This is a genomic window from Nakamurella sp. A5-74 (assembly GCF_040438885.1).
GTDB lineage: Bacteria > Actinomycetota > Actinomycetes > Mycobacteriales > Nakamurellaceae > Nakamurella.
In genome coordinates this window covers 850976-874455 of record NZ_CP159218.1, presented here as the reverse complement: position 1 = coordinate 874455, position 23480 = coordinate 850976, and the positions used below count along the sequence as shown (strand labels likewise).

Here is a 23480-nt window from a genome sequence, read left to right as displayed (position 1 = left end):
ATCCATCACCCGCCGGCGTTGACCGTCCGGAAACGCGTCCCGTAGGTTGTCAGACAACCGATCACCCATCTGAAGGGCACCATGCAGAGCCGCTGGAACACCGTCGAAGCCCCCACCGATCCGCTCGAGCAGTGCGCCTACGGGTCGCGGTTGCTCGGCAGCGACGACCTGCTGGTCCTGCACGGTGGCGGAAACACGTCGGTCAAGACCGCTGCTCTGGACGTCACCGGCGTTGAGATCGAGGTCCTGCACGTCAAGGGCTCCGGCTACGACCTGGCGAGCATCCCCGCCGCAGGCTTTGTGCCGCTGCGAATCTCCCGCCTCCGCGAGCTGCTCCAGCTGGAGCGGATGACGGATCCGCAGATGGTCAACGAATTGCGGTGCGCCCGGCTGGACGCCTCAGCACCGGATCCTTCGGTCGAGGCGCTGCTGCACGCCCTGCTGCCCTTCCCCGCTGTCCAGCACAGCCATGCCGACGCGATCGTCACGTTGACCAACCTGGCCGACGGCGAGGACGTGGTCCGTCGGGTCTTCGGCGACGAACTCGTCGTCGTCCCGTATGCGATGCCCGGCTTCGACCTGGCAGCATCCGTCGCAACCCTGTGGCCCCGGCACGCGCACCCGGGCACCGTCGGCCTGGTCCTGATGAACCACGGGTTGTTCACCGTCGGTGCCGACACGCAGCAGGCCTACGAGCGGCACATCGCGCTGATCGACCGGGCCCAGCAGTACCTCGCCGAGCACGCAGCGCTTCCGGAACCCGCGGTCGCCGCGCTGCCCGCCGTCGGAGTGACGGAGTTGGTGGCGATCCGCCGGGCACTCAGCGATGCCGCCGGTGTCCCGCTCGTCGTGCGCCGGGACAGCTCGCCGGTCGTCGCCGGATTCGTTGCCCGCGAAGATCTTTCCGCCGTCGCAACGCGGGGCCCTGCCACCCCGGATCACATCATCCGCACCAAACGGGTACCCGTCATCGGTGACGGTGGCGACGGCGCGCTGGTCGGGGCCATCGCCGAGTACACCGCCGCCTACGACGACTACGTACAGCGCAACGTCGAGCGCCGTCGCGCCGCAGCAACGGCGGCCGGTCGCGAGCCGGAGGCCGTCACCGCCCTCGACCCCGCCCCACGGGTATTGCTGGATCCGCGGGTCGGAATGCTCACCGCCGGCCGCACGGCCAAGGACGCCGCGATCTCTGCGGACATCTACCACCACACCATCGACATCATCGGCCGCGGCGAGCTGCTGGGCGGCTACCAGGCGTTGCCGGAAGCACCGCTGTTCGACGTGGAGTACTGGGATCTGGAGCAGGCGAAGCTGCGCCGGGCCGGCTCACCGCCGATGTTCGCCGGCCAGGTCGCCCTGGTCACCGGCGCTGCATCCGGTATCGGAAAGGCCTGTGCTGCAGCTCTTCTCGCGGCTGGTGCTGCCGTCATCGGACTGGACCTGTCGCCTGGAGTCAACGAGTCGTTCTCCGGTCCGGCCTGGTGCGGGGTCAGCGTCGACGTCACCGACGCGGCCGCCGTCGACGCCGCGATCGCCACCGGCATCGAGGCATTCGGCGGACTGGACATCGTGGTGGTCAGCGCCGGCGTGTTCGCCGCGTCGGCACCGATCGCCGAGCTCGACGAGAGCGCCTGGCGCAAGACCATGGCCGTGAACGTCGATTCCGTCGCCACCCTGTACCGGTCGGTGCATCCGCTGCTCGCCGCGTCTCCGGTGGGTGGCCGGGTGGCCGTGATCGCCAGCAAGAACGTCCCGGCTCCCGGCCCCGGTGCGGCAGCCTACTCAGCCTCGAAGGCGGCGCTGACGCAGCTGTCCCGGGTGGCTGCCCTGGAGTGGGCGCCCGACGGTATCCGGGTCAACCTGGTGCATCCGGACGCCGTCTTCGACACCGGTCTGTGGAACCCGGAACTGCTCGCGGAGCGGGCGAATCGATACGGGATGACTGTGCAGGAGTACAAGCGCCGCAACCTGTTGCGCACCGAGGTCTCCAGCCCACTGGTGGCCGCAGCAGTGGTGCGGTTGTGCTCGGACGAGTTCAGTGCGACCACCGGCGCCCAGGTGCCGATCGACGGGGGCAGCGACCGCGTCGTCTGAGCCGGTGCTCTGCTCCGGTGTGTCGCTGGTGACGAGTGCAGCTGCCGGCCGCCCCAGTCCTTGTCGCTGGTGACGAGTGCAGCTGCTGGCGAGAAGGACGTCCCTGAAGCCAGCAACAACCCTTGACACCAGCGACAACCGCGGCGCCGGCTCGGACGAGCTCGACACGTTTCCGCCACCTGCCGGCAGCTGCGTGCGCCACCTGGCGCCTGACCGGCTTCAGCGCACGCGTCGCACGGAGAATTGGAAGCGGCCCTCGGCGAAGTAGGTCTTGGAGGCGAGAGTCCCCACACCGCTGTCCGTGTAGTGGATCTGGTCGAGCAGCAGGTAGAGCCCGTCCGGCGCCCGCTCGCCCCAGCCGATCGTCGGATCCACCACTGCGTGCAGTTCCGCAATCGCGGTGGTCGGGATGACACCGTTGATCCGCAACAGATCGAACAGGGAGCCGGACACTGCGTCGGGATCGAAGTCGTCGCCCAACAGCGACGTCTGGATCGTGTCGTAGGAGAAGGCGACCATCTCGCCGTCGGCGAGCACGGCCCGCTCGGTAGCGAACACCTCGGCGCCGGGTGCCAGGTGCAGCCGATCGATCTCCTCCTCGCTCGCCGTCCGGACCGAGGCCCGGTGGTACTGCATCTGCGGCTCGAAACCGTGTGAGCGGATGATGTCCGACATCGACTGCAGTTCCTGCAACGAGGTCTTGATCTCGCCACCGAAGGCCGCGACGAAGGTTCCCAGCCCGTGCCGGGTCCTGGTGCGACCCTGGTTCTCCAGCAGCTGCAACGCGCCCCGAACGGTGCTCCGGGAGACCCCGTACTCGGTGGAGAGCTGCGCCTCGGTCGGCAGCCGATCCCCAGCCCGCCACTCACCGTCCCGCAGCCGGTCCCGCAGGCTGTCGGCCAGTTGCAGGTGCAGGTTGCGCACCGGTTTGAGCTCTCGTCCTCGGCTGGTCGACACGCTTCGGAGTCTATCCGCCACGGACCATTCCTCCACTGCGCACAGCGCAGCCGTTTCTCACCTCCGTCATCGCGTCGATTTTCGTCACTCCTGCCGCTGCTGCTCGGTGATCGCCGCCAGCGAAAGACCGTCCGGCAACGGCAGGCTGTGGATCACCGCGAGCCGCTGGGTCGCCCGGGTCAGCCCGACGTACAGGTCGGCCTCGCCGCGTCGTGACCGCGCGACGATCTGGCTCGGCTCCACCAACACCACCGCATCGAACTCGAGTCCCTTGGACTCCCGGACCGTCAACACCGTCACCCGGTGATCGGGACCCGGTTCACCGGACGCCGCCGGAACCTGTGCCCGCACCGCGGCGAGGATCTCCCGCTGGCGCTCCTCCGGGACCAGCACGGCGAGCTGACCGGCCGGCAACCGGCCGAGCTCGGCCGCCACCGATGCTGCGACAGCGCCACCCAGTTCGGCCTCCTCGACCTGCAGCGACCAGGGGCGGACACCGCTCTCGCGGACCGAGGTGGGCACCGACTGCAGCGGGTCGATCCGTTGCAGCACACCAGCTGCCACGTCCATGATCTCCGCGGGCGTGCGGTAGTTGACGGTCAGCTCGGAGAGCCGCCAGCGATCGGCGACGTGCGGCCGCAACACGCGAGCCCAGTCAGTGGTGCCCGCCGGATTCGAGGTCTGCGCGACATCGCCCACCAGCGTCATCGACTTGACCGGACACCGGCGCATCACCGTCCGCCAGGTCATCGGCGACAGCTCCTGCGCCTCGTCGACGATGACGTGGCCGTACGTCCACTCACGGTCACCGGCAGCCCGATCCGCGGTCGTCGCCCCGATCCGGTCCTCGGTGTTCATGTCCGCGAGATCCTCGGCGCTCACCATGCCGACGGTGAAGCCGATTCCGGAATCCTCCTGGTCCGCACCGGCATCGGCGAGGGCGTCGAGCGCCTCCTGCGCATAGGCGACCTCCTCGGCCCGGTGCTGCGACCACGCTCGATCGACGACGCCGATCTCACCGAGAAGTTCCGCTGCCTCGTCCAGCAGCGCCACGTCCCCGACCGTCCACGGCGACCCGGCGGGCCGGATCATCGCCGGCCTGGTCCGGCGCGAGATGGTGGGCCCGGCGAAATCGAGTCGACGCGGATCCGACAGCAGATCGCCGACGAGTTGCTGCGGGGTCAGCGCCGGCCACAGCTCCGACAGCGCGGCGACGATCCGATCATCGGTCTGCAGATCCTTGCGGATCGACGCAACATCCGTTGCGGGAGAGATGCTTTCTTCCTCCGGCGCCTGCTTGACGCCGGGTCGGCCGGCGATCTGCCTGGCCAGCGAGTCGAGCACGGACCGCAGGAAGATCTGGCGCGCACGGTTGTGCGGCAGCCGCGAACCCCAGGCACGACGCTGCGCCTTGGTGAGCATGCCGGGCTCCAGCCGGAGAGAGCCACCGTCGTACTCGATCACCCTGGCCCTGCGCGGCATCCGCTGCCGGTCCAGCACGGCGTTGTCGAGGACGCCTGCCATCGACGCGCGGCCCTTCACCTCGGCGACCTCGGGGTCGTCCACCGCCGTCGCCTGCACGCCGGGGAAGAGCGTGCCGGGCGTTGCCAGGACCACGCTCGATTCGCCGAGCGAGGGCAGCACCTGACCGATGTAGTCCAGGAACGTCCGGTTCGGACCGATCACCAGCACTCCGTGGCCCCCGAGCCGGTCCCGGTGGGTGTAGAGCAGGAAGGCTGCCCGGTGCAGGGCGACGACGGTCTTACCGGTGCCGGGACCACCCTGTACGACGAGCACACCCGCCCGGTCGGAGCGGATGATGGTGTCCTGTTCGCCCTGGATGGTGGCGATGATGTCGTGCATGCGGCCGGTCCGCGGCGCGTTCAGCGCTTCCAGCAGCGCCGAGTCGCCGGCCGATCCGAGATCCTGGGAGTCTCGCGGATCGCCGAGATCCGACGCCTGCAGGAACTCGTCTGCCACCGAGAGCACCTTGCTGCGGCGGGTCTGCAGATGACGCCGCCGCACCACCCCCTGCGGGGTGAGCGCGGTCGCCGTGTAGAACGGCGCCGACGAGGGCGCGCGCCAGTCGATGAGGATCTGGCGGCGCTCCTGGCTACCGTCCGTCATCCCCATCCGGCCGATGTGCCGGTGCTCGCCGTCTTCGTCGTCGATCCGCCCGAAGCACAGCTTCGATTCGGCGGCGGAGAGCGTGGCGATCTCTTCCGCGTAGCGGTACTGCAGCGCGTCGCGGGTGAACCGCCCGGAGGGAGTGCCGTCGGAGGAGAAACGGGCGTCGTCCTTGCGCCGGACCGCGTCCGCCCGCATCACCGCGAGCCTGGCGTACATCGTGTCGAGGTGGACCTGTTCTTCTTCCAGGGCGCCGCGCTGCTCCGGCTCCAGGGCGTCGCGCTGCTCCGGAGGAGACACTGCGTCGCTCGTCGCGCCGTCCGGGCTGTGGCCGTGCGTGGAAGTGGAATCGGAACTGGTGTGGCCGGCCCTGCTGGAACCCGTACTGCTCGACATCTGACTCCTCGGGCTGCGGCTCCTGGAGAGGAGCCATCGCGTGCGTCGACCGATCCGTGAGGAAACCGCGTGGCTGCCTCACTCCCCGTCCGACGGGCGGCGGTGCCTGTCGAGCCGTCCCCGTCGGACCGTGGGATCCGATTCCGCGGCCGTTGCCGAGCGCAGCAGGATGGGGGGTCAAACCTACCCGAGGCGCGCGGCGGTGCCGACCCGACCGCCGCACCGGATGCGGACCGCGCCGGGGAAGCGCCGGGGAAGCGCCGCCGGGTGTCCTCGTACCGGGCCCGGGATGCGTCGATCCGCCCTACCATCGCGGGCATGCGCACCCGCCGGAACCTGTGGACGTCCGTGACCGCTGCGCTCGTGGTGCTGCTGAGCGCCTGCACCAGCACGGTCGCGGGGACCGCCACCACCAACGGGACGGCGACTTCACCGGGCGCAGACCGGCTCGCCGAAGCGCTGGCGTTGGTGCCGGCGGTTGCCGGCTCCGCCGAGGTGTCCGACCTCGCCACGTCCAAGCAGCGCTGGGGACTCAGTGGGGTGACCAGCGAGACCGGCGCGAACTCCGCCGAAGCGAAACAGTTCAGCTCGAAGCTCATGGCCACCGGGCTCGGATCGAACCTGTTGATCTACACCCCCATGCTCGAAGGGGTGGCCTGGAACGGTCTGGACGTGGACACCGAGATCCGCCCGCAGGTCGACGGACCGCCGGTGACCATCTACCGGCTGCGATCCTCGTTGGACATGCAGAAGGTGATCGACTCCTTGCAGGCGGACGGGATGACGCGGACCGGCAGCGACGAGGCTCCGTTCTTCGTGCCGAAGTCGCTCGGCGACGGGAAGTTCGGACAACTGTTCCTGTCGGGGGTGACCGTGTACCCGGCCCTGCACCTGCTGGTCTCCGGCCCGCAGGATTCCTGGGCGATGCCGGCTCCCGGTGCATCCCTGGCCGGCGTCGCCGGCGTGGCGGACCTGGTCGCGGACCTACCGCCTGCGGACTACGTGGCGATCGACTCAGGGCCACGCGCATGCACCGATCCGGCGCAAGCCCTGGGTGGCAGGGGTACGCCGCAGGCAGTCCAGCAGTTCCTGGGAGCTCTCGATGCCGCGGGCGACCGGCAGGCGGTGAGCGGGGCGGTGGTTGCCGTCACGGGTGACGAGGCCGGCCAGATCCGGGTCGGCTACGCCGATGCGGCTGCTGCGACTGCGGATCTGCCGGTCCGCACAGCGATCCTGCAGACCGTGGACTCCCCGGTCTCGAGACAGCCGTACACGCAGTTGTTCACGGCGCGGAGCACGATCGTCGGGTCCACGCTGCGGTACGCCGTGACGGAGGAACGGCCCTCGATCCTCATCCGGACCCGCCAGCAACGGGACACTCCCTGGGCATTCTGCTGAGCCTCAGAACACCGTCGACAAGTCCGAGAACCGCTGCAGTGTGAGGATTCCGGTGTCGTCCGGATCGACAGCCGCATGCTCGAGCACCCAGGTGTCCGGGTTGGGGATGTACACCGCCCGCAGGCCGGCCTCCCGGGCAGGATTGATGTCAGAGGCCGGGGAGTTGCCGATCATCCAGGTCGCCGACACGTCCAGCGCCAGCTCCGTGACGAGGTCCCGGTAGGTGTGTGCCTGCTTCGTCGGCACGATGTGGGTGGAGGAGAAGTACGGCGCCAGCTCGGACGCGTCGATCTTGCGTTGTTGTTCCGGCACGTGGCCTTTGGTCACCAGTTTGAGGTCATGCCGAAGACCCAGCTCGACGAGGGTGTCGGCCACCCCGTCGTACAGATCGATGCGGTGCTCCAGCAGAGCGGTGGCCATCGCATCGATCTCGGCGGCTTCCCGGTCCACGACCGGCCGCTGCATCAACAGCTGGAAACACTCCCGCAGGTTCTGCAGGAAGGCGAGGCTGCCGAACCCGGCGGTGTGGATGTTCGCGCGCTCGATGTCGTCCAGGATCTGCCGGATGTCCGCGTGCTGCAGGGTGGGATGCGCGAGCCAGCGCAGGTAGTCCGCGGTCACCTGCTCGAAGTAGATGTTGTTGGCCCACAGCGTGTCGTCCGCGTCGATGAGCAGGGTCTGGGGCGTCAGCACCGCACGAGCGTAGTGGCCGGCACCGTCCGGGCGCTCGACCACCTGCGTCGCTGAGCCGTCGAGCGTCACCTGCGTGAGCGTCATCACCTGCCGTCATCTGCGGCACACTGGGCGGATGGCACGCACCGTCGCGACTGCGACCTCCGTCGAGAAGGACGCTCTCCTGGAGTTCGTCCGTCCCCGCCACCAGATGGTCATCAGCACCTTCCGCCAGGACGGCTCGCTGCAGAGCTCCCCGGTCAGTGGCGGGCTGGACTCCGAGGGCCGCATCGTCATCGCCAGCTATCCGGAACGCGCGAAGAGCAGGAACATCACCCGGACGGGCAGGGCCAGTGTCGTCGTGCTGAGCGACGACTTCGGCGGCGCCTACGTCCAGGTGGACGGGCCCGCCCAGAGCCTGGATCTACCGGAGGCACTGGAGCCGCTGGTGGAGTACTTCCGCTCGATCTCCGGCGAGCACTCCGATTGGGACGAGTACCGCACGGCGATGATCGAGCAGGGCAAGTGCTTGATCCGCGTCACCCCCGAGCGGTGGGGTCCGGTCGCCACCGGTGGCTTCCCCGCCCGGCTGGCATGAGCACCCGCTGGTACCTGCCGGACTGCTACCTGCCGGAGCTCTCGACCGTGCACGCCTCGCACGGGTCGCTCTGCGTCCTGAACGATGCGGACGCCGAGGCGGTGCTGATCATCGAGGTCTACTTCGCCGATCGCGAGTCGGCTGCGTCGAGCCCGATCCGGATCGGGCCCCGCAGCTGTCATCACCTGCGCAGCGCCGACCCTGCCCAGTTCGGCGGCCTGCAGATCCCGGTCGGCGTGCCCTACGGGATCGTCGTGCGCAGCGACGACGAGATCCACCTGCAGTACAGCCGGCTGGACACGACCGCCCCTGCCTATGCACTGATGACAGCCATCCCGGTGCCGCGACAGTGAGCACGCCCGCACTGAGCACTGCGGTGGTGCTCCGGGTCGAGGATGGCAGTTGCGAGGTGAGCGGCCCCGCCGGAGCCCAGACCGCACGCTTCGCCCCGCAGTTCCCGACGCCGCACCGCGAGCGGGTCTCGCCGGGGAATCTGGTCGCACTGGCCCCCGGCGATGACGGTCGGGCCGTGGTGCTCTGGCGTTGGTTCGACGTCGTGGTGATCGGCTTTGCCGACGACGGACGGATCGCGGTGTGGGAACCGGCACACGGCGAGGTGACGGCCACCGCCCGGTCGACGTTCACAGCACGGGATCCTGGTTCCCGGGCTTATGCCTCCGCCGGCCTGCCGGGTGCCGACTGGTGGGTCGCGGCAGCGGTCCCGCCCTCGATCGGGAGCGCTGCGGTCCCGGTCGATCTCGACGAGGTGGCCGCGCTGTACGACGCCCACGACCTCTGGACGACGGCGCTGGCCGCGCCGGAGTGAGTCGTTCTGCCCGAATCGCTTCGGCCGCCGCTCACTTCAGCGGTGCACGATGCCGACGACCGCGATCAACTCCGGGACGGACAGGATCGTCGTCACCAGCACTGCCTCCCGGGCGAGCGCCTCACCGACGTGATAGCGGATCGCATAGACGAACACGTTCTGCGCGGTCGGCAGCGCAGCCGCGAGGGTCGCGGCCAGCACGGCGACAGGATCCATCTGGAAGACGAACTGCCCCAGGCAGTAGGCCACCACCGGCAGCACCAGCATCTTCAGCACGGCGATGAGCGTGAGCTCGGTCCGACTGCCGGTCCGACCGGGGAGCGGCGCCCCGTACAACGACATCCCGAAGGCGATGAGCGCACCGGGGACGGCGATTCCGGCGATCATGTCGATCGGACGGACCACCACCGCAGGCAACGACCACCCGCCCAGTGCCATCACCACTCCGAGCGCAGAGGCCAGCACGAGTGGATTGCGCACCGGTTGCAGCGCCACCCGCAGCACGGACGGCCGCTTCCCCGTCTCGGCGATGTCCAGGGCCACGAAGGCGATGGGCGCCAGCACGATCAACTGGTACATCATCACCGGGGCGACGTAGGCCGCCGTTCCGAACAGGTAGGTGCTGAGCGGGATGCCCAGGTTGCCGGCATTCACGTAGCTCGAGGCGAGTGCGCCGATCACGCTCTCCCCCAATGACTTCCGGCGTACTCGCGCGATCACCAGGTAGCCGATCGCACCGACTGCCGTGGTGATCGCGGTGACTCCCAGCGCCGACGACAGCACAGTTCCCACCGGCGCCCCCGACAGCGTCCGGAACAGCAGCGCGGGGGTGGCGACGAAGAAGACCAGCCGCGCGAGGATCTGCTGGGTGCCCTCCGGCAGCACCCGGAACCGGGCGAGCAGGAAGCCGACAGCGATGACGACCGCCAGTACGCCTAGGCCTTGCAGAATGGACGACACCGATCAACCTTTGCATCCGCGGCCGGCTGCGGGCACTCCCCTGCACCGGATCACAACCGGATCAGGGACGATGGTCCGATGAGTACACCGGTCGAGCCTGCAGCGCAGGACGACCGCGCGCCCGAACTGGTGGTCGCAGAGCCGCCGGTGGTCGAAACGACCCGGAGCCCCGAACAGCAGAACCCCGCACCCGGACAGGGCGCACCCAGCCGCCGCGGCACGATCCTGCGGATCGTCGGCGGGGTGGTCATCGCGCTGGTGGTCTTCGCCGTGCTGCGCTCCCGGTTCCCTGATCCGCAGCAGTTCTTCGATGCGCTCGGCGACGCCAACTGGTGGTGGGTGTTCGCCGCGTTCGCCCTCGAGCTCGCCTCTATCGGCATGCTCATCCGTCAGCAGCGACGCCTGATGCGTGCGTTCGGGGTGCCGATCAGCTACGGCCGAATGGGCGCGATCGCCTACTCCAGCACCGCCATCTCGATGTCGATCCCGGCCGGCGGCGCAGTCTCCGCCGGCTACTCCTACCGCAAGTTCCGCACCGCTGGAGCGTCCGCGTCGACAGCGGCGTCCGTGCTGTTGCTGTCCGGCGTCTTCTCCGTGGTGGCGCTGGTCCTGCTCTACCTGGTGGGAGCGGTGCTCGCGACCACCACCAGGCTGTCCGACATCGGCGGTGAGTACCCAGTGCTGACACTGGTGATCGGCGTGGTGGCGGTCGGTGCGGTGTGGTTCGCCATCTGGTGGATCACCCGTCGATCAGGTCCTGCGGTGAGTGCCTCGACACCGCGCCTGGATCGCTACGAGCAGCGGCACCGTTGGCTCGGTGCCGCCGGACGCCATGCGCTGGAAGCGTTCCGCCGCGCCGAGCGCGTGCCGCGCAAGGATTGGAACCTGGCGCTCACGCAATCGGTGGCCAACTGGTTGCTCGACGCGCTGAGCCTGTACGCGGCCACCCGCGCCTTCGACCTATCGGTCGACGTGTGGCAGCTCGCGCTGCTGTACCTGGGCATCCAGGTCGTGCGGCAGATCCCGGTGACGCCCGGCGGGATCGGCATCGTCGAGGCATCCCTGTTGGCGGGCCTGGTCTCGGCCGGCGCCGCCACCGGCGCTGCGGCGGCGGCGGTGGTGATCTACCGGTTGTTCTCGTGCTGGCTGCTGATCCCGTTCGGCTTCAGCATCATGGCTGCGGTGTCGTTCCGCGACGCCCGCAAGGACCGCAGGCCGGCCGGAGCACCAGGATCCGGCGAATCGCCACCTGCTGTTGGTTGATCGGTGAGGTCCGGGCTCTAGTCTTCGCAGATGACCAGCGCAGCCGTGTCTCCGTCAGCAGCCACCCAGCCGCCGACCCGGAAGCAGGTCGTCTCGTGGGGTCTGTGGGACTGGGGGTCGGCTGCGTTCAACGCCGTCATCCTGACGTTCGTCTTCTCCGTGTACCTGGTGCAGGGCGTCGCGGGTCTGGACGAGAACAACAAGTGCGCCACGGCAGACTGCATCGAAAGCGGCGCCACGTACTACTCGCTCGCTCTCGGCGTCGCCGGTCTGTTCATCGCGCTGCTCGCGCCGGTCACCGGCCAGCGGGCGGACGCCGGCGGTCACCGCAAACGCAACCTCGGGGTCTGGACCGGGCTGATCGTTCTCAGCATGCTGGCGCTGTTCTTCGTCAAGGACGCTTCCTCCTACTTCTGGATCGGTGCCGCCCTGCTCGGGATCGCCTCGGTGTTCGCGTCCTTCGCCGAGGTCTCGTACTCGGCGATGATGCGCCAGATCTCCACTCCCGCAACGATTGGCCGGGTGTCTGCGTTCGGGTGGTCGATGGGCTATTTCGGCGGGATCGTGTTGCTGCTCATCAGCTATGTCGGGTTCATCGCCGGGGATGGGGACACCCGCGGTTTGTTCGCGGTGACCACCGAGGGCGGGCTGAACATCCGGATCGTCGCGGTGATCGCGGCGATCTGGTTCGCGGTGTCCGCGCTGCCGGTGCTGTTCGCGGTCCCGGAGACGCCGGGCCTGCCGAAGGAGAAACGGGTCGGCTTCTTCGCCTCGTACCGCCTGCTGTTCCAGCAGATCCGCGAGCTGTGGCACACCGACCGCAACTCGGTGTTCTTCCTGCTGGCCAGCGCGCTGTTCCGGGACGGCCTCGCTGCGGTGTTCACCCTCGGCGCCGTGCTGGCGGTGGACGTCTACGAACTGACCGCGGCGAACGTGCTCATCTTCGGGATCGCCGCGAACGTGGTCTCGGCGATCGGCGCACTCACCGCCGGCCGCTTCGATGACCGGGTCGGGCCGAAGAAGGTCATCATCGTCTCACTCGCCGGGCTGGTGGTGACCGCGCTGATCCTGCTGTTCGTATCCGGACCGACGATGTTCTGGATCTTCGGACTGGTGCTCACGTTGTTCGTCGGACCCGCGCAGAGTTCCGCCAGGACCTTCCTCGCGCGGGTCTCCCCCGTCGGCCGGGAGGGCCAGATGTTCGGGCTGTACACCACGACCGGTCGGGCAGTGTCGTTCCTCGCGCCGCTGCTGTTCAGCGCGTTCTCGGCGATCGGCGGTACCCGCTACGGCATCCTCGGCATCGCCCTGGTGCTGCTGGCCGGCCTCGTCGCGATGCTGTTCGTCAAGCCCGCCGTCGACAAGTCCCTGACGTCTGCCACCTGACTCTGATCGGGCGGCGCCGTACGTGTCGCCCGCGGTCCGACGGTGATCGAGTGACGCAGGAGTCGAGATCCCGCCACCCGACACCGACTCCTGTCGCCGTCGCCGTTGGTGATCGAGCGAGGAACGAGTCGAGATCCCACCGGCCCACCCACGAAAAATCGGTTGCCGGACGGATCCAGCACGCGTTTCGCTACGTCTACCGGGTGAGGCCCCGATCCCGACACGCGAGAGGTGGAACCCCATGTCCGATCAATTTGCATCCGCCCGACGCACCCACTGCCCCAGTCCCTGGGAACCGGCCCGGCCACTCGGCACCCGCTGGACCCGGATGAGCGACAGCGTCCGCTTCCTGGCCGCGGTCGCCGGCTTCGCCACCGGTGGGCGCACCAGCCGCCCGCGTTGATCCCGTATCAAGCCCGGCGGGGACCCTTGCAGGTCCAGCCCGCACGAAATCAACGGCTCGTTCGTTGATCGCCCTGTTCGAGCACCACTTCCAGCCTTCGACACGTCGAATTCATGCAGCTTCTCAGGATCCCGACGGGTCCTTGCGCTTCTTGAGCGGCGTGCCCTCCGGTGTCGCCGGATGCCTGGCGTCCGGCATCCGCCACTTGCCTGAGCGGGACAGATAGACAGCCTTGTCCTTCTCCTTGCTGCACCGAGTGCACGCGCGGTAGCCCTGCTTCTCCAGCCCGCCGGATTCGGTGTTGGGGTCAGGGAAGTCCTCGAAGTCGTGCAGCCCGATGCGACACAGCAGTGGTCTCGTCATCAGTGCCCCTTTGCACCCGCGACCCTGACGCGGTCGACACCTCCGAGTGTAGTGACGGTGTCCACAACGGATGCGGGGTGAACCCGGGGTCAGGGAGCGACGGAGGACGAGAAGCACAGATAGTTGCCGAAGGGGTCGCGTCCCGCCGCCCACCAGCCGAAACCGCCGCCGATCTCCGTGCGGACCTGGGTGACGGTTCCCCCCGCCGACTGCACGAGCGCCAACGTGCTCTCGAGGTCATCGGTGTCCCAGGTCGGACGGAGGTACGCGTCGCCCGGCGGCGCCGTGGTGACCTGCTCCAGGGCGAACATCGGTGCGCCCTGTGGGTCGACGAGCATAGTGAACTGCTCCTGCTCCCACGGCGCGGTCCGGACGTCGAACACGGCGGTGTAGAACGCCTGCGCCGCCTCGAGATCCGTCACGCGGATCTCGTACCAACCGATGGACGCCTTCACCTTCATCAGGGACCTCCTGGGATCGTCGATGCCGGACCGAGAGGTGGCCGGCACGAAGTTGACGAACGGACGAGCGAAGGATCGACAGCGCGCCCGGAGATCACCGTGGTCACTGCATCACCGCATCTACCACACCGTCGATCCACGCCTGGCCCTCGGCCAGGGTGGTGAATCCCTGCGTCACGGTGTTGCTGCCCGGAACCGATCTGTTGCCACCTGTGCTGTAGTCCAGGTACGCGGCCAGCCAGGGCGGCTCCCCGCGCTGCGCGCGCCCGGGCTCGAACCAGACGAAGCACCCCCGGACGACCGGCGTGCCGCTGTTGCGGCGCCACGTCTCGGTCTGGCGCTTCCCGACTTCGATCCATTCGTTCACAGGTGCTGCGTCACCGTGTCGGTGGACGAACTCGCAGCACCGAGCGGGGCGTGGGCCACGCGGGCGGACACAGTCACGCAGGTGACGCTATCGGAACGCAGCACTCGCGCCGGCTGGTTCCCCGCTCGGGCACATCGCCAGATGCGTCAGGTCCCTGTGGGCAGTCCGTAGGACGCGGCGGGGTTCAGGATCTGTCGGCCCCACAGGCAGGCACCGTCGACGCTGCTCGGCCGCGCTCGGTCTGCGGCCAGGTCCCAGCCGCGGTGGACCGAGTCGATCAGGCTGTCGACGATGGCAGCTCCCTCTGTTCGACCCAGGTCATGTTGCGATGCGGAGGAGATGAGTGCGGCGAAGTTGGCGGCACTGATCTCCGGAGCGGGAGTAGCTGATGGCTTGCGAGGCAGTGTCTCCGGACCGCGCGGCAGGACCGAGGTCCTATGCGGGTGTCAGGTGGAGGCGTTGCCCGTCCCAGAATGCGGCGTGGTTGCGCAGGTGGTCGTCGGTGTTGGACATGGCGATGTTGAACGCGGTGCGGGCGAACATTTTTCGGCCGACATCGGGATCGGCGCTGGCTTCACGCAGCGTCTCGACCAGGCCAGACCCAGACGTAGACGTAGACGTCAGAAGTCGAGTCCGTCATCACCCGAGTCCTTCCTGGGCCGCACCCGCACGATCTTCCTCACGGACGATCCGGCTGCACAGCTCTCCCAGATCCGACGCCACCAACAGCAGCTCGAGACGCAGCGCCGACGACTGGAGCAGCTCACCGGCATTCTCGATCACATCCTGCTCTGCCCACACAGTGCGCTGACCGAATGCCGCACGTGCACCGAGATCCTGCGGACCCGATCGGAAGCAGGAGACGTGCAGTTGATGCCGGGCCGAACTGTTTCAGGACAACAGGTTTCGGCCGTCGTCTGACTTGATCTCGCGAGTCGGGCCGTCCGCCCGGATCCGCCGCCGAACATGTCCGAAGTCGTCAGAGGACGGCCGGCCGCGCAGCCTCGGGCGGAGTGCCGATCTCATCGACGTGGTGGCCGGCGCACGGGTGGCGGGTTGCGGTGGCGCGCTGGACACGGGACAGATCGAACCAGCGGATGTCCGCACGCAGCCGGCACCATCCGACGAGCAGCCATCTGCCGCCGTCGAGCGCGAAGACCATCGGCTCGACCTCGCGCTCAGTGGTGCGGGCTCGGGCGTCGTGGTAGGTCATGTTCACGGTGACCTGGTCGATCATGGCCTGCTCGAGCGCGTCCATGACCCGGCGGCTGGCGCTGGGGCCGACATTCACCCACACACGGTGGGACAGATCGTCGGCTCGGCGGCGGGCGACCGGATCAAGGACGTCGAGTACCTTGCGGGCCGCGGCGCGCGCCGAGTCGGAGAACGGCGCCTGGGCAGAGGCGGCCACCGCGGCGGCGAGCGCCAACGCCTGCGCAGCGGTGAAGTTCACCGGCGGAAGCGCGGAGAACTCCGTCAGCCCGTACCCACCGCCCGGCCCGGTCCTTCCCCACACCGGGAGCCCACCCACCTCGAGCGCAGCGAGGTCACGCTTGATCGTGCGGGCGGTCACGTCGAACTCCTCGGCCAACTGGTGCGCCGTCCGACCCCGGGTGCCGGCCCGCCGCAATGACTCGGTCAGGGCGTGCAGACGCGCTGTGCGGTTCACTCCGGAATCATCTCAAAAATAGTGACTGTATTGGTGACATGCGGTTGTCCGGTGCTGGACAGATCCTCTCGGTATGGACACCGACACCCAGACGACCAGCACCACGACCGCGGCTTCGATCGTGCTCATTCCCGGCCACTGGCTCGGGGCCTGGGCCTGGGATGCGGTGGCCGCCGAGCTACGCGCCCGCGGTCACCGGGTCACCGCGGTGACGTTGCCAGGACTGGACCCGGACGACCCCCAGCGAACATCGACGACGGTGTCTGACCAGGCCGAAGCACTGGGCGCCGCCGTGGGCGCTGCGGCTGAGAGCTCCCGAGTGGTGCTCGTCGCGCACAGTGGCGCAGCAATTCCTACGTCTGTGCTTCTGGACCGCGACCCCACCGCCGTCGCCCGCGTGATCTATGTCGACAGTGGACCGAGCGATGGATCGGCCTTCGACGACTCGATCCCGCCCGAGGCGACGGAGGTGCCGTTGCCGCCGTTCGAGCATCTCGCAGGCAGCATCGCCGGCCTCAGCGACTCAGACCTGCAACGGTTCCGCGAACGATCGGTCCCGATGCCTGCATCCGTCATGCGTGAGGCCGTGCACCTGCACAACGACGCACGCCGTGACGTCCCGGCCACGATCATCGCCTGCTCGTTTCCGACGCAGACAGTGCTGAAGATGGCCAGGGACGGGAACCCCATGATGGCCGAAGTGGCAACTCTCCGGCATCTTGAGCTGGTCGACCTGCCTACCGGCCATTGGCCGATGTGGAGCCGATCCGCCGACCTCGCCACCGCCATCGCCGACGCGGCCGCAGCTGGCTGACGGTCGTCTCGCCGCCTACCCGCTGCACCACACCAGGACACCACGATCGCTGTCACCCCTGCGCGGTGGCGATCTCGCGCCGCAGCCCGGGGCCGAGCGTCACATCTGCGACCAGGACCTCCAGCGCGAGTCGGTACGCGGTGTCGAGCGCGCTGTCGGCATCGACGGCGACGTCCGGCGTCACCCCGACTCCTTCCCAGTTCGAGTTCGACACGGGATTGCGAGCTGCGACGACCGGGACTGCCAGCTCGAGATGCGGGTGGAGGGTGAAACCCTCGCGAGCATTCGCACCCCCCTTCGTGGTCTCACCGACCACCGTCGCCCGGCCCAACTGTTGCAGGTCGTAGGCGAGCTCCTCGGCACCGCTGAAGGTCGCGGCGCTGGTCAGCACCCAGACCGGTTTGTCCGCACCGAACTTCGGGCCGGGGACCCAGGGCAGCGTCCACTGCTGTGCAGCCTTCGAGGGCTCCCGAGGCACCATCGAGTTCAGGTGCGTTCGCTCGTCGACCAGGTAGCTGATCACGAGTGCGACGGTGGCCGGATCGCCGCCGCGGTTCTGCCGCAGATCGATGATCAGCGCTCGAGTCTCCGCGATCAGCGTCATCGCCGCCGCCACGGCACCGCCCACGATCTCCGCCGAGTGGAGCATGTCGGCGAAGCAGACCAGCCCGACGTTGCCGGCCAGTCGCTCGACGCGCCGGATGCCGGACATGTCGTCGCGGGCCAGGGCAGCGTAGACCGCTTGCCGCGCATCATCTTCGGCCAGATCTGCCTGCGGATCGAGATGATGCTTGAGGCGCAGATGTCGGTCGCTGTTCAGCGACTGGAGATCGACGGTCACGAGCTCTGCGAGCTCGGCGACGGTGGTCGCAGTGGCGTACTGCCCGTTCGCCAGCTGCTCCAGGAGCAGCGCTGCAATCTGGTCGCCGACCTCGGGAAACACGTAGTGCTCGCGAACGAGTTGAGTCGCGCGGGTGGCGATCGCTGCGGCGTCGAACTCGGAGGTGTCGAATTCGGGGGCGTCCAATTCGGTGGAGTCGGAGCGGGCGGTCTCGATGTCCAGGGTCATGGGTTCCATGGGACCGCTCCGTTGACAGACTGTCAAACACTCTTGACACTTGATCCGTGGACAACACCGTCACCGACCTCGATCGCCACCGCGCCCTGGCGCATCCCCTGCGTCACCGGGTACTGATGGCCCTGCGCAGCGAGCAGGGGACGATCAGCGGCCTGGCTCGTCGACTCCAGGTCCACAAGGGCAGCATCGCGCATCATCTGGCTGTGCTCGTCGAGGCCGGCATGGTGCGGCCCGCTGCACGTCGACAGGTGCGCGGCGGCACCGAGCAGTACTACGAGATCGCCGTCGGAGCGATCAGGACGTCGGATCCGGACGCGACGACGGCGATGCTGACGGCAGTGGCCGCCCAGGTGACCACTGCCGATCGCGCCGCCGGTGATGACGTGCTGCTGCACCTGCGCCACGTCAGGCTCACCGAAGAGCAAGCACTGCGCGTGCGAGCGGCCCTGGAAGGGATCGTCGACGAGCTCCCGATCTCACCCGGAGGCCGAACCCACGGCGTGCTCGTCTCGCTCTACCCGATGAGTCCATGAGTGGCAGCCGCGGATGTTCAGCGCCGGCATGCACCGGCGCCGCAGGGACCCTCGACCTCGAGTCGGGTGCCGGTCGTCCGGACCGTCCCGGTCATGCCTGGTGGACCGTCACGGCGTAGCCGTCCGGGTCGAGGAAGGTGAAGGTGTAGCCGAAGGGCCCCTGGAACGGCTCGCCGACCATCGACACCCCCGCGGCTGCGAGGGAATCGTGCAGGGCCTCGGCGTTGTCGTCGCCCATCCAGAGCGCGACCCCCACCCCCGGCCGGGGTCGGATGGCGTCGAGGTCGACCCCTGGCAGCGGATCTCGCAGCGCAAACGTGGGCGTCGTGTCGAACACGACAGCGTGCGGCGGGCTCACCGCGGCACGGGTGAGACCGAGGTGTTGCTGGTACCAGCGGGCGGCCGCCTCGAGATCTCGTACCTGCAGAGCGATGAAGTCCGGTCCGGTGATGGCCATGGGTGTTCCTCCAAGTTGATGTCAATGTCCTGACACCGTTCAACGTATGTCATGATATTGACATGAGTCAACCTGCATCTGGCCCTCCCCTCGGTGTCGGTCCGCTCGCCGAGTCGATCGGTTACACGTTGAAACAGGCCAGCAGTGCGCTCAGGACGGCTATGGGCGTCGCGCTGAAGTCGTCGGCGCTGACGGTGTCCCAGTACTCGTGCCTCGAGCAGCTGGGCCAGAACCCCGGACTGTCGAATGCCGAACTGGCACGTGGCCTGTTCGTGTCTCGCCAGTCGACCAACGTCGTGCTTCGCGGTCTGCAGGAGCGGGAACTGCTGACGCGACCGGTTGCTGTCGAGCATGGCCGCGCCCGGCCCACCGAGCTCACCCCGGCCGGCGCCGCGCTACTGCGACGGGCCAGCGCGGCAGTGCGACAGGTGGAGGACCGGATGGTCGCCGCCCTCGATGCCGACGATCGAACACGGCTGCTGCAGAACCTGCTCACCTGTGCACGTACCGTCGCGGGCCCCGCAACGGACCTCCACCCGGTCGTGGAGCCAGAGCCGGGGAGGCTCGCGGCATACTGACCGAGTGAGTTCTTCGCGTTACGGGGCCCTGAACGACGCGCATCGGCGGGACCGGCCATCCGAGACGGCGATCGGCCCTTCGAGCCGATGAACCAGGGGAGCCAGCCCGAAGAGCTGCCGGCCGAGGTCCTGGACGACGTGGCCGGCATGGTCGGCGCAGAGGTCACTCTTCTCGGTCGGCTACCCGGAGGCGTGAACGGGGGTGCCGTGCGCGTCCAGTTGGCCGGAAGGGCCGATGCAGTTCTGAAAGCAGTGCCCCGGGCACACCCCGACCAGCTGGACGGGACGTTGCGAGCCCGGAGAGTGGCCGAGCACATGCGTCGGCACGCCTATCCCACCCCGGCCTGGCTCGCAGTGGGGGCCACAGCCACTCATGTGTGGCATCTGATGGACTTCGTCGACGCGGCTCCGGTGCCAGAGCTGACCCCGTCCATCGTCGAGCAGCTGATGGAGATCATCGAACTCCAGGCCGGCCAAGCTTCCGAGCCCTACGACCACTGGTCGTACGCCTGGCGGGTCGTCACCGGTCAGGGATCGGCAGTCACCGGGCCGGATGTCGACGAGACGTCCGAGCAGTCGCTTCTGCGCCAGTCCTTGGCCAGGCTTCCGGAGCATTCCTCCGTGGTGTCGGCCTTGGTCCAGCGACTGCGGCTCGGGTGTGCCGACGTCCCGCCACCACGAGAAGCCCCTGACATGGTCCATGCCGATCTCGCAACCCCCGGCAATGTCCTGGTCCGTGACGGAGCGGTGGTGGCGGTCGTGGATGTCGGGAACGCCGGGAGCGGCACGCGCGCGACGGACCTCACCGCGCTCGTCTGGTACACCTTCCACGATCCGCTGCTGGACGCTGTCCGAAGGCGGCTGTGGACGAGAATTCTCGACCTGGTCGGCTCGGAGAGCACGACGGTGCTCGCAGCGGCACACATCCTTCACATGCTCGAGATCCCCATTCGTCATGGGCGCCATGGTGTCGTTCCGGAGGTGGTCGAGCGCGGCCATCGCGCACTCGACGAGCTGAACGCGCTTCCCTAGCTACCGTGGCCGGATGCGAGCACTGCACGCCGTGCACCGGCCGACGCAGCTCAACTACCTCATCTTCGGCAACAAGGTCCCGCACCTGCACACCTACGTGCTGCCCAGGTACTTGGACGACAGCTCCCCCGGGATGCCGCTGGATCCGTTCATCGAGCGCCCGGTCGACCCGGCGGACTTCGAGGATCAGATCGCTCGACTCCGTGCGGTGGTCGGGGCCCGGAATGGGTCAACCACCTGAGCCCAGCCAGTCCGAGACGGTGGTGAAGATCTGCGCCAGGTACTGGTGGACCACGACGCCCAGACCGATGGCCAACACGATGCTGACCACCCGGCCGGCGATCGAGGAGACCAGCCGGATGGCCGCTGTGGGATCACGATCGCCGGCAGCACCATCACGACCACGGTGCGTACACCCGGGGCGAGGTCTGCGTAGCCGGCTCGTGCCTCGTCGATGACGTCGGAGGGTCGACCGGGTGAGGTCGGGATGCTCATGCTCGACATGTGCGCGGCAAGGTCCCCAGCCCATGACCGGTCATTCGCCCCGGGGCCGTTTGCATCCCACCCTGCAGTCGCTCACAATCCGTCGATGGGCGACTTCGCAGCGGTGTGGCAGGAGCAGGACGAGCAGACCCGCCAGTGGTTGATCGATCACAACGGCGAAGTGCTGCCGAGCGACGTTCTCAAACGCCTCACAGCTTCGGCCGGCGACGCGAGCGAACTCGGATGGCTGGACCTTCACGATCCCGACGAACCGGTCCTGACTGACTCGGCTGTCGACTGGATCGAGAGCACAGCCAACGGCGAGTAACGAGATCCGGCTCCCCCGCGGCCCTGTCGTCACAGAGCGAGCTCGGTGACCGCGTCGCTCGTCAACGGGTATGCCTCGCGGCGGTAGATGTCGACCTGGCGGGTGAGCGGAGACCGGCCTGCCGAATGATCGACGGTGTCGGGGCCGGCCCAGGTGACCTGGGTGACGAACCCGGCGCAGTGGATGCCCGCAGGCAGGCGACCGGGCCGCCGGGACGAAATCGGCAGGACGTTCCGGTCCGGGTCGGGGAAGATCCGGGCATGAGCAATCCACGGGTCAACGTGCTCGGGGTCCCGAACAGTGCTGGCGCGTACTGCGTCGGTGTCGAGCGGGCGCCGGCCGTAGTGCGGGACGCAGGACTCATCGAAGCGCTGACCGCTGCCGGCTGCGAGGTCCATGACCACGGCGACCTCACCGAGCGACTGTGGGTGCCGGACCGGTCCAACAGGTACGCACAGAACCTCGACGATGAGGTCGCCGCCACGCTGGAGCTGGCCGAGGCCGCTTCCAACTTCCTGTCGGCTGAGGCGAAGCTCCTCGTCCTGGGCGGAAGCTGCGTCGTTGCGGTCGGCATGTGCGCCGCGCTGGCCCGGCTCGGTCAGAGCCCACGGCTCATCTACATCGACCGCCATCTGGACCTCAACACGCCGCACTCCACGACCGAGGGCTCGCTCAGCTGGATGGGCATGGCTCACGCGCTCGACCTCGAGGGCGCGGCTCCTGAGTTGGCCGGGGTAGCGGGTGGAACTCCTCTGCTGGACCGCTCGGACCTCGTGTACCTGGGAGTGGACCTGTCACGGGAGACCACGGAGTGGGAACGAGACCAGGCAGACTCGCTCGGGCTCACCCTCGTTGATCAGCAGGTCCTCTGCAACGATCCGGGGCAGGCGGCCCGCGAGGCGCGAAACAGCCTGGGACCCGGGGCCTTCGTGGTTCACCTCGACGTCGACGTCCTGGACTTCCTGGACGCACCGATCGCCGAGAACGTCAACGGCCGCAACAGCGGTCCCACCATCGAGCAGCTCGGTCAGGCCCTCGCAGAACTGCTGCCGGATCCCGACTGCTGGGGTATCACGATCGGTCAGCTGGACCCGGCGCACGCCGCGGCGGACCCGACGGCAGTTCCGAGGCTGGTGGCGGCCCTGGCATCAGCCCTCACCGCTCCTCGGCAGGGGTAGATCCCCCGCTGCAAGCACGTCGAAGTCTGCTGCTCGGCGCGGGAACGGGGTTTCCCGTCGGTCGACAGGAGTGCGGTCGATCGGTTCGACGAGCACATCGACCGGACGGGTCCAGGTGCGCCGGAGCTCGATCATCGTCGTGATCAGCTGCACCTTCTCCGAGATCGACGCGGTGCGGTGGGCCCGCACACGATGCTCGTCGATGATGTCGGCGATGAGCCGCGCCCCACTCACGAGTCCGGGTTCGCTGTTCTGGAGGTCTGACTTCACAAGCCAGTGATCCGAGGCCGGAGTCCGGCGCGGATGGCGAGACCGGCTGAGACGCCACTCACAGCGTCGACGCCGGTCCCCGATGAAGTCGAACACCTGCCGGCCCGGGCGCCCCTGGAAGCAAGAAACCCCCGATCAGCGATGGTGCCGCTGACCAGGGGTTCGTGGCGGTAGCGGTGGGATTTGAAACCTCTGCCTTTCGCAGGTAGGGGTGACAATATGCCTTCTGACCTGCACGGTTAGGTCTAGCTCGACCTCACTCACTCAGTGATCGATAGCTGCACTGCGGGCCAGCTGCGGGATCCGGCCCGACTACAACCCTCAGTCGTCAGTGTCGGGTCGCGCTGTGTTGTTGGCGATCGACTCCAGCGCCTTGACCAACCTGTCGTGCTTCCGTCCGAGGATCGCGATCGAACCTTTGATGGAGGCGGACGAGGTGACGTGCAGCTCGTGATGCAGTGGCTCGACGTCCAGGACGTACGACTCCGTGAACTCGCGCCTCCCCTGACCCCGGTAAGTCAGGGCGACCGTGACCCGATCGGGCGTGCCCTCGGTGCGCGTCGAGTGCCACAACGGGGCGAGACGCTGACCGGGGCCCAGAGTCGCGATAGGAGCCTTGAACATGTTCAGCACGTACTCGGCCGCCGGATGGTTTGGCGACTCCCGGACAGGCGGGGCGAAAGTGACCCGAACGTCATGCGCCGGCGTGGGTCCAGCGTTGCGAATGACCATCAGGATCGCGTCGTTGTTCGAGTGGGGTGCGAAGTCCAGTTCCGCGATGAGCAC

The 23480-nt window shown here is 68.3% G+C and carries 29 protein-coding genes; 15 read left to right on the top strand and 14 right to left on the bottom strand.

The features are described from left to right. Positions 1-81 precede the first annotated feature (81 nt). Positions 82-2097 carry a bifunctional aldolase/short-chain dehydrogenase gene (locus ABLG96_RS03980; protein ID WP_353650122.1) on the top strand — a complete coding sequence of 672 codons (2016 nt, stop codon included), beginning with the start codon at positions 82-84 and terminating at the stop codon, positions 2095-2097. Between the two features lie 219 nt (positions 2098-2316). Here ABLG96_RS03980 and ABLG96_RS03975 read toward each other — a convergent pair whose 3' ends face one another. Together ABLG96_RS03975 and ABLG96_RS03970 are read right to left on the bottom strand one after the other, a co-directional pair. After that, the gene (locus tag ABLG96_RS03975; RefSeq protein ID WP_353650121.1) at positions 2317-3054 is read right to left on the bottom strand and encodes a GntR family transcriptional regulator; all 738 of its coding nucleotides are present in this window, start codon (positions 3052-3054) and stop codon (positions 2317-2319) included. A gap of 84 nt (positions 3055-3138) precedes the next feature. Then, the gene (locus ABLG96_RS03970) at positions 3139-5577 is read right to left on the bottom strand and encodes a 3'-5' exonuclease (protein ID WP_353650120.1); all 2439 of its coding nucleotides are present in this window, start codon (positions 5575-5577) and stop codon (positions 3139-3141) included. A 318-nt stretch (positions 5578-5895) separates the two neighbouring features. Here ABLG96_RS03970 and ABLG96_RS03965 point away from each other — a divergent pair, with 318 nt between their 5' ends. Then, positions 5896-6975, top strand: a complete 1080-nt coding sequence (locus tag ABLG96_RS03965) for a hypothetical protein (protein WP_353650119.1) — start codon at positions 5896-5898, stop codon at positions 6973-6975. 3 nt (positions 6976-6978) lie between these two features. On the opposite strand, the gene ABLG96_RS03960 is transcribed toward ABLG96_RS03965, so the two are convergent. Continuing rightward, a complete protein-coding gene (locus ABLG96_RS03960) occupies positions 6979-7752 on the bottom strand; it encodes an HAD family hydrolase (RefSeq protein ID WP_353650118.1) in 774 nt (257 codons plus the stop codon). Positions 7753-7783: 31 nt separating this feature from the next. On the opposite strand from ABLG96_RS03960, the gene ABLG96_RS03955 reads away from it, so the two are divergent. Genes ABLG96_RS03955 through ABLG96_RS03945 form a run of 3 tightly spaced genes read left to right on the top strand, consistent with a single transcriptional unit; the run spans position 7784 to position 9071 of the window. Further along, positions 7784-8245, top strand: coding sequence for a PPOX class F420-dependent oxidoreductase (locus ABLG96_RS03955; RefSeq protein ID WP_353650117.1), 462 nt, complete (start codon positions 7784-7786; stop codon positions 8243-8245). Further along, on the top strand, positions 8242-8598 hold the full coding sequence (locus tag ABLG96_RS03950; protein WP_353650116.1) for a sensory rhodopsin transducer: 357 nt from the start codon (positions 8242-8244) through the stop codon (positions 8596-8598). The genes ABLG96_RS03955 and ABLG96_RS03950 overlap by 4 nt, the downstream gene beginning before the upstream one ends. Further along, positions 8595-9071 (top strand): hypothetical protein, encoded by a 477-nt coding sequence (locus ABLG96_RS03945; RefSeq protein ID WP_353650115.1) that lies wholly within the window; start codon positions 8595-8597, stop codon positions 9069-9071. Before ABLG96_RS03950 ends, ABLG96_RS03945 begins: the two co-directional genes overlap by 4 nt. Positions 9072-9107: 36 nt before the next feature. Here ABLG96_RS03945 and ABLG96_RS03940 read toward each other — a convergent pair whose 3' ends face one another. Next, entirely contained in the window at positions 9108-10031 is a 924-nt protein-coding gene (locus tag ABLG96_RS03940) for an AEC family transporter (protein WP_353650114.1), read from the bottom strand. A 78-nt stretch (positions 10032-10109) separates the two neighbouring features. Here ABLG96_RS03940 and ABLG96_RS03935 point away from each other — a divergent pair, with 78 nt between their 5' ends. From ABLG96_RS03935 to ABLG96_RS03925, 3 genes are all read left to right on the top strand, one after another. Further along, positions 10110-11294 carry a YbhN family protein gene (locus ABLG96_RS03935; RefSeq protein WP_353650113.1) on the top strand — a complete coding sequence of 395 codons (1185 nt, stop codon included), beginning with the start codon at positions 10110-10112 and terminating at the stop codon, positions 11292-11294. A 30-nt stretch (positions 11295-11324) separates the two neighbouring features. Continuing rightward, the gene (locus ABLG96_RS03930) at positions 11325-12680 is read left to right on the top strand and encodes an MFS transporter (protein ID WP_353650112.1); all 1356 of its coding nucleotides are present in this window, start codon (positions 11325-11327) and stop codon (positions 12678-12680) included. A 241-nt stretch (positions 12681-12921) separates the two neighbouring features. Further along, the gene (locus ABLG96_RS03925; protein ID WP_353650111.1) at positions 12922-13083 is read left to right on the top strand and encodes a hypothetical protein; all 162 of its coding nucleotides are present in this window, start codon (positions 12922-12924) and stop codon (positions 13081-13083) included. A gap of 123 nt (positions 13084-13206) precedes the next feature. On the opposite strand, the gene ABLG96_RS03920 is transcribed toward ABLG96_RS03925, so the two are convergent. The 6 genes from ABLG96_RS03920 to ABLG96_RS03895 all read right to left on the bottom strand — a co-directional run bounded on the left by ABLG96_RS03920 (position 13207) and on the right by ABLG96_RS03895 (position 15943). Then, on the bottom strand, positions 13207-13446 hold the full coding sequence (locus ABLG96_RS03920) for a hypothetical protein (RefSeq protein ID WP_353650110.1): 240 nt from the start codon (positions 13444-13446) through the stop codon (positions 13207-13209). 89 nt (positions 13447-13535) lie between these two features. Next, positions 13536-13907, bottom strand: coding sequence for a VOC family protein (locus ABLG96_RS03915; protein WP_353650109.1), 372 nt, complete (start codon positions 13905-13907; stop codon positions 13536-13538). 103 nt (positions 13908-14010) lie between these two features. Beyond that, positions 14011-14274, bottom strand: a complete 264-nt coding sequence (locus tag ABLG96_RS03910; RefSeq protein ID WP_353650108.1) for a hypothetical protein — start codon at positions 14272-14274, stop codon at positions 14011-14013. Positions 14275-14709: 435 nt separating this feature from the next. Further along, a complete protein-coding gene (locus tag ABLG96_RS03905; protein WP_353650107.1) occupies positions 14710-14817 on the bottom strand; it encodes a HipA domain-containing protein in 108 nt (35 codons plus the stop codon). A gap of 96 nt (positions 14818-14913) precedes the next feature. Beyond that, positions 14914-15057: a hypothetical protein gene (locus tag ABLG96_RS03900; RefSeq protein ID WP_353650106.1), complete on the bottom strand. Its 144-nt coding sequence runs from the start codon at positions 15055-15057 to the stop codon at positions 14914-14916. A gap of 196 nt (positions 15058-15253) precedes the next feature. Then, positions 15254-15943, bottom strand: coding sequence for a WYL domain-containing protein (locus ABLG96_RS03895; RefSeq protein ID WP_353650105.1), 690 nt, complete (start codon positions 15941-15943; stop codon positions 15254-15256). Positions 15944-16016: 73 nt separating this feature from the next. Between ABLG96_RS03895 and ABLG96_RS03890 the strand changes: the two genes are divergently transcribed. After that, positions 16017-16757, top strand: coding sequence for an alpha/beta hydrolase (locus tag ABLG96_RS03890; RefSeq protein ID WP_353650104.1), 741 nt, complete (start codon positions 16017-16019; stop codon positions 16755-16757). Between the two features lie 52 nt (positions 16758-16809). Here ABLG96_RS03890 and ABLG96_RS03885 read toward each other — a convergent pair whose 3' ends face one another. Further along, positions 16810-17835, bottom strand: a complete 1026-nt coding sequence (locus ABLG96_RS03885; protein WP_353650103.1) for a S41 family peptidase — start codon at positions 17833-17835, stop codon at positions 16810-16812. Positions 17836-17882: 47 nt separating this feature from the next. On the opposite strand from ABLG96_RS03885, the gene ABLG96_RS03880 reads away from it, so the two are divergent. Beyond that, a complete protein-coding gene (locus tag ABLG96_RS03880; RefSeq protein ID WP_353650102.1) occupies positions 17883-18368 on the top strand; it encodes a winged helix-turn-helix domain-containing protein in 486 nt (161 codons plus the stop codon). 91 nt (positions 18369-18459) lie between these two features. On the opposite strand, the gene ABLG96_RS03875 is transcribed toward ABLG96_RS03880, so the two are convergent. Beyond that, a complete protein-coding gene (locus ABLG96_RS03875) occupies positions 18460-18825 on the bottom strand; it encodes a VOC family protein (protein WP_353650101.1) in 366 nt (121 codons plus the stop codon). A gap of 62 nt (positions 18826-18887) precedes the next feature. Here ABLG96_RS03875 and ABLG96_RS03870 point away from each other — a divergent pair, with 62 nt between their 5' ends. The 5 genes from ABLG96_RS03870 to ABLG96_RS03850 all read left to right on the top strand — a co-directional run bounded on the left by ABLG96_RS03870 (position 18888) and on the right by ABLG96_RS03850 (position 22424). Beyond that, complete coding sequence (locus ABLG96_RS03870; RefSeq protein ID WP_353650100.1) at positions 18888-19403, top strand: MarR family transcriptional regulator; 516 nt, start codon at positions 18888-18890, stop codon at positions 19401-19403. 87 nt (positions 19404-19490) lie between these two features. Continuing rightward, positions 19491-20435: a phosphotransferase gene (locus tag ABLG96_RS03865; RefSeq protein ID WP_353650099.1), complete on the top strand. Its 945-nt coding sequence runs from the start codon at positions 19491-19493 to the stop codon at positions 20433-20435. A 13-nt stretch (positions 20436-20448) separates the two neighbouring features. Next, positions 20449-20676, top strand: coding sequence for a hypothetical protein (locus ABLG96_RS03860; RefSeq protein ID WP_353650098.1), 228 nt, complete (start codon positions 20449-20451; stop codon positions 20674-20676). Positions 20677-21024: 348 nt separating this feature from the next. Further along, positions 21025-21246: a hypothetical protein gene (locus ABLG96_RS03855; RefSeq protein ID WP_353650097.1), complete on the top strand. Its 222-nt coding sequence runs from the start codon at positions 21025-21027 to the stop codon at positions 21244-21246. Positions 21247-21506: 260 nt separating this feature from the next. Then, entirely contained in the window at positions 21507-22424 is a 918-nt protein-coding gene (locus tag ABLG96_RS03850; protein WP_353650096.1) for an arginase family protein, read from the top strand. On the opposite strand, the gene ABLG96_RS03845 is transcribed toward ABLG96_RS03850, so the two are convergent. Together ABLG96_RS03845 and ABLG96_RS03840 are read right to left on the bottom strand one after the other, a co-directional pair. Next, complete coding sequence (locus tag ABLG96_RS03845; protein ID WP_353650095.1) at positions 22395-22694, bottom strand: hypothetical protein; 300 nt, start codon at positions 22692-22694, stop codon at positions 22395-22397. The two genes, ABLG96_RS03850 and ABLG96_RS03845, sit on opposite strands and share 30 nt — an antisense overlap. A 321-nt stretch (positions 22695-23015) precedes the next feature. Next, positions 23016-23480, bottom strand: coding sequence for a hypothetical protein (locus ABLG96_RS03840; RefSeq protein ID WP_353650094.1), 465 nt, complete (start codon positions 23478-23480; stop codon positions 23016-23018).

What these genes read in the sequence shown, in the direction of transcription:
- ABLG96_RS03970 (WP_353650120.1), bottom strand. Translation starts at nt 5,577, where the DNA reads ATGTCGAGCAGTACGGGTTCCAGCAGGGCCGGCCACACCAGTTCCGAT.
- ABLG96_RS03930 (WP_353650112.1), top strand. Translation starts at nt 11,325, where the DNA reads ATGACCAGCGCAGCCGTGTCTCCGTCAGCAGCCACCCAGCCGCCGACC.
- ABLG96_RS03860 (WP_353650098.1), top strand. Translation starts at nt 20,449, where the DNA reads ATGCGAGCACTGCACGCCGTGCACCGGCCGACGCAGCTCAACTACCTC.
- ABLG96_RS03950 (WP_353650116.1), top strand. Translation starts at nt 8,242, where the DNA reads ATGAGCACCCGCTGGTACCTGCCGGACTGCTACCTGCCGGAGCTCTCG.
- ABLG96_RS03885 (WP_353650103.1), bottom strand. Translation starts at nt 17,835, where the DNA reads ATGGAACCCATGACCCTGGACATCGAGACCGCCCGCTCCGACTCCACC.
- ABLG96_RS03890 (WP_353650104.1), top strand. Translation starts at nt 16,017, where the DNA reads ATGGACACCGACACCCAGACGACCAGCACCACGACCGCGGCTTCGATC.
- ABLG96_RS03965 (WP_353650119.1), top strand. Translation starts at nt 5,896, where the DNA reads ATGCGCACCCGCCGGAACCTGTGGACGTCCGTGACCGCTGCGCTCGTG.
- ABLG96_RS03960 (WP_353650118.1), bottom strand. Translation starts at nt 7,752, where the DNA reads ATGACGCTCACGCAGGTGACGCTCGACGGCTCAGCGACGCAGGTGGTC.
- ABLG96_RS03925 (WP_353650111.1), top strand. Translation starts at nt 12,922, where the DNA reads ATGTCCGATCAATTTGCATCCGCCCGACGCACCCACTGCCCCAGTCCC.
- ABLG96_RS03935 (WP_353650113.1), top strand. Translation starts at nt 10,110, where the DNA reads ATGAGTACACCGGTCGAGCCTGCAGCGCAGGACGACCGCGCGCCCGAA.
- ABLG96_RS03850 (WP_353650096.1), top strand. Translation starts at nt 21,507, where the DNA reads ATGAGCAATCCACGGGTCAACGTGCTCGGGGTCCCGAACAGTGCTGGC.
- ABLG96_RS03865 (WP_353650099.1), top strand. Translation starts at nt 19,491, where the DNA reads ATGAACCAGGGGAGCCAGCCCGAAGAGCTGCCGGCCGAGGTCCTGGAC.
- ABLG96_RS03915 (WP_353650109.1), bottom strand. Translation starts at nt 13,907, where the DNA reads ATGAAGGTGAAGGCGTCCATCGGTTGGTACGAGATCCGCGTGACGGAT.
- ABLG96_RS03855 (WP_353650097.1), top strand. Translation starts at nt 21,025, where the DNA reads ATGGGCGACTTCGCAGCGGTGTGGCAGGAGCAGGACGAGCAGACCCGC.
- ABLG96_RS03920 (WP_353650110.1), bottom strand. Translation starts at nt 13,446, where the DNA reads ATGACGAGACCACTGCTGTGTCGCATCGGGCTGCACGACTTCGAGGAC.
- ABLG96_RS03905 (WP_353650107.1), bottom strand. Translation starts at nt 14,817, where the DNA reads ATGTTCGCCCGCACCGCGTTCAACATCGCCATGTCCAACACCGACGAC.
- ABLG96_RS03980 (WP_353650122.1), top strand. Translation starts at nt 82, where the DNA reads ATGCAGAGCCGCTGGAACACCGTCGAAGCCCCCACCGATCCGCTCGAG.
- ABLG96_RS03875 (WP_353650101.1), bottom strand. Translation starts at nt 18,825, where the DNA reads ATGGCCATCACCGGACCGGACTTCATCGCTCTGCAGGTACGAGATCTC.
- ABLG96_RS03870 (WP_353650100.1), top strand. Translation starts at nt 18,888, where the DNA reads ATGAGTCAACCTGCATCTGGCCCTCCCCTCGGTGTCGGTCCGCTCGCC.
- ABLG96_RS03955 (WP_353650117.1), top strand. Translation starts at nt 7,784, where the DNA reads ATGGCACGCACCGTCGCGACTGCGACCTCCGTCGAGAAGGACGCTCTC.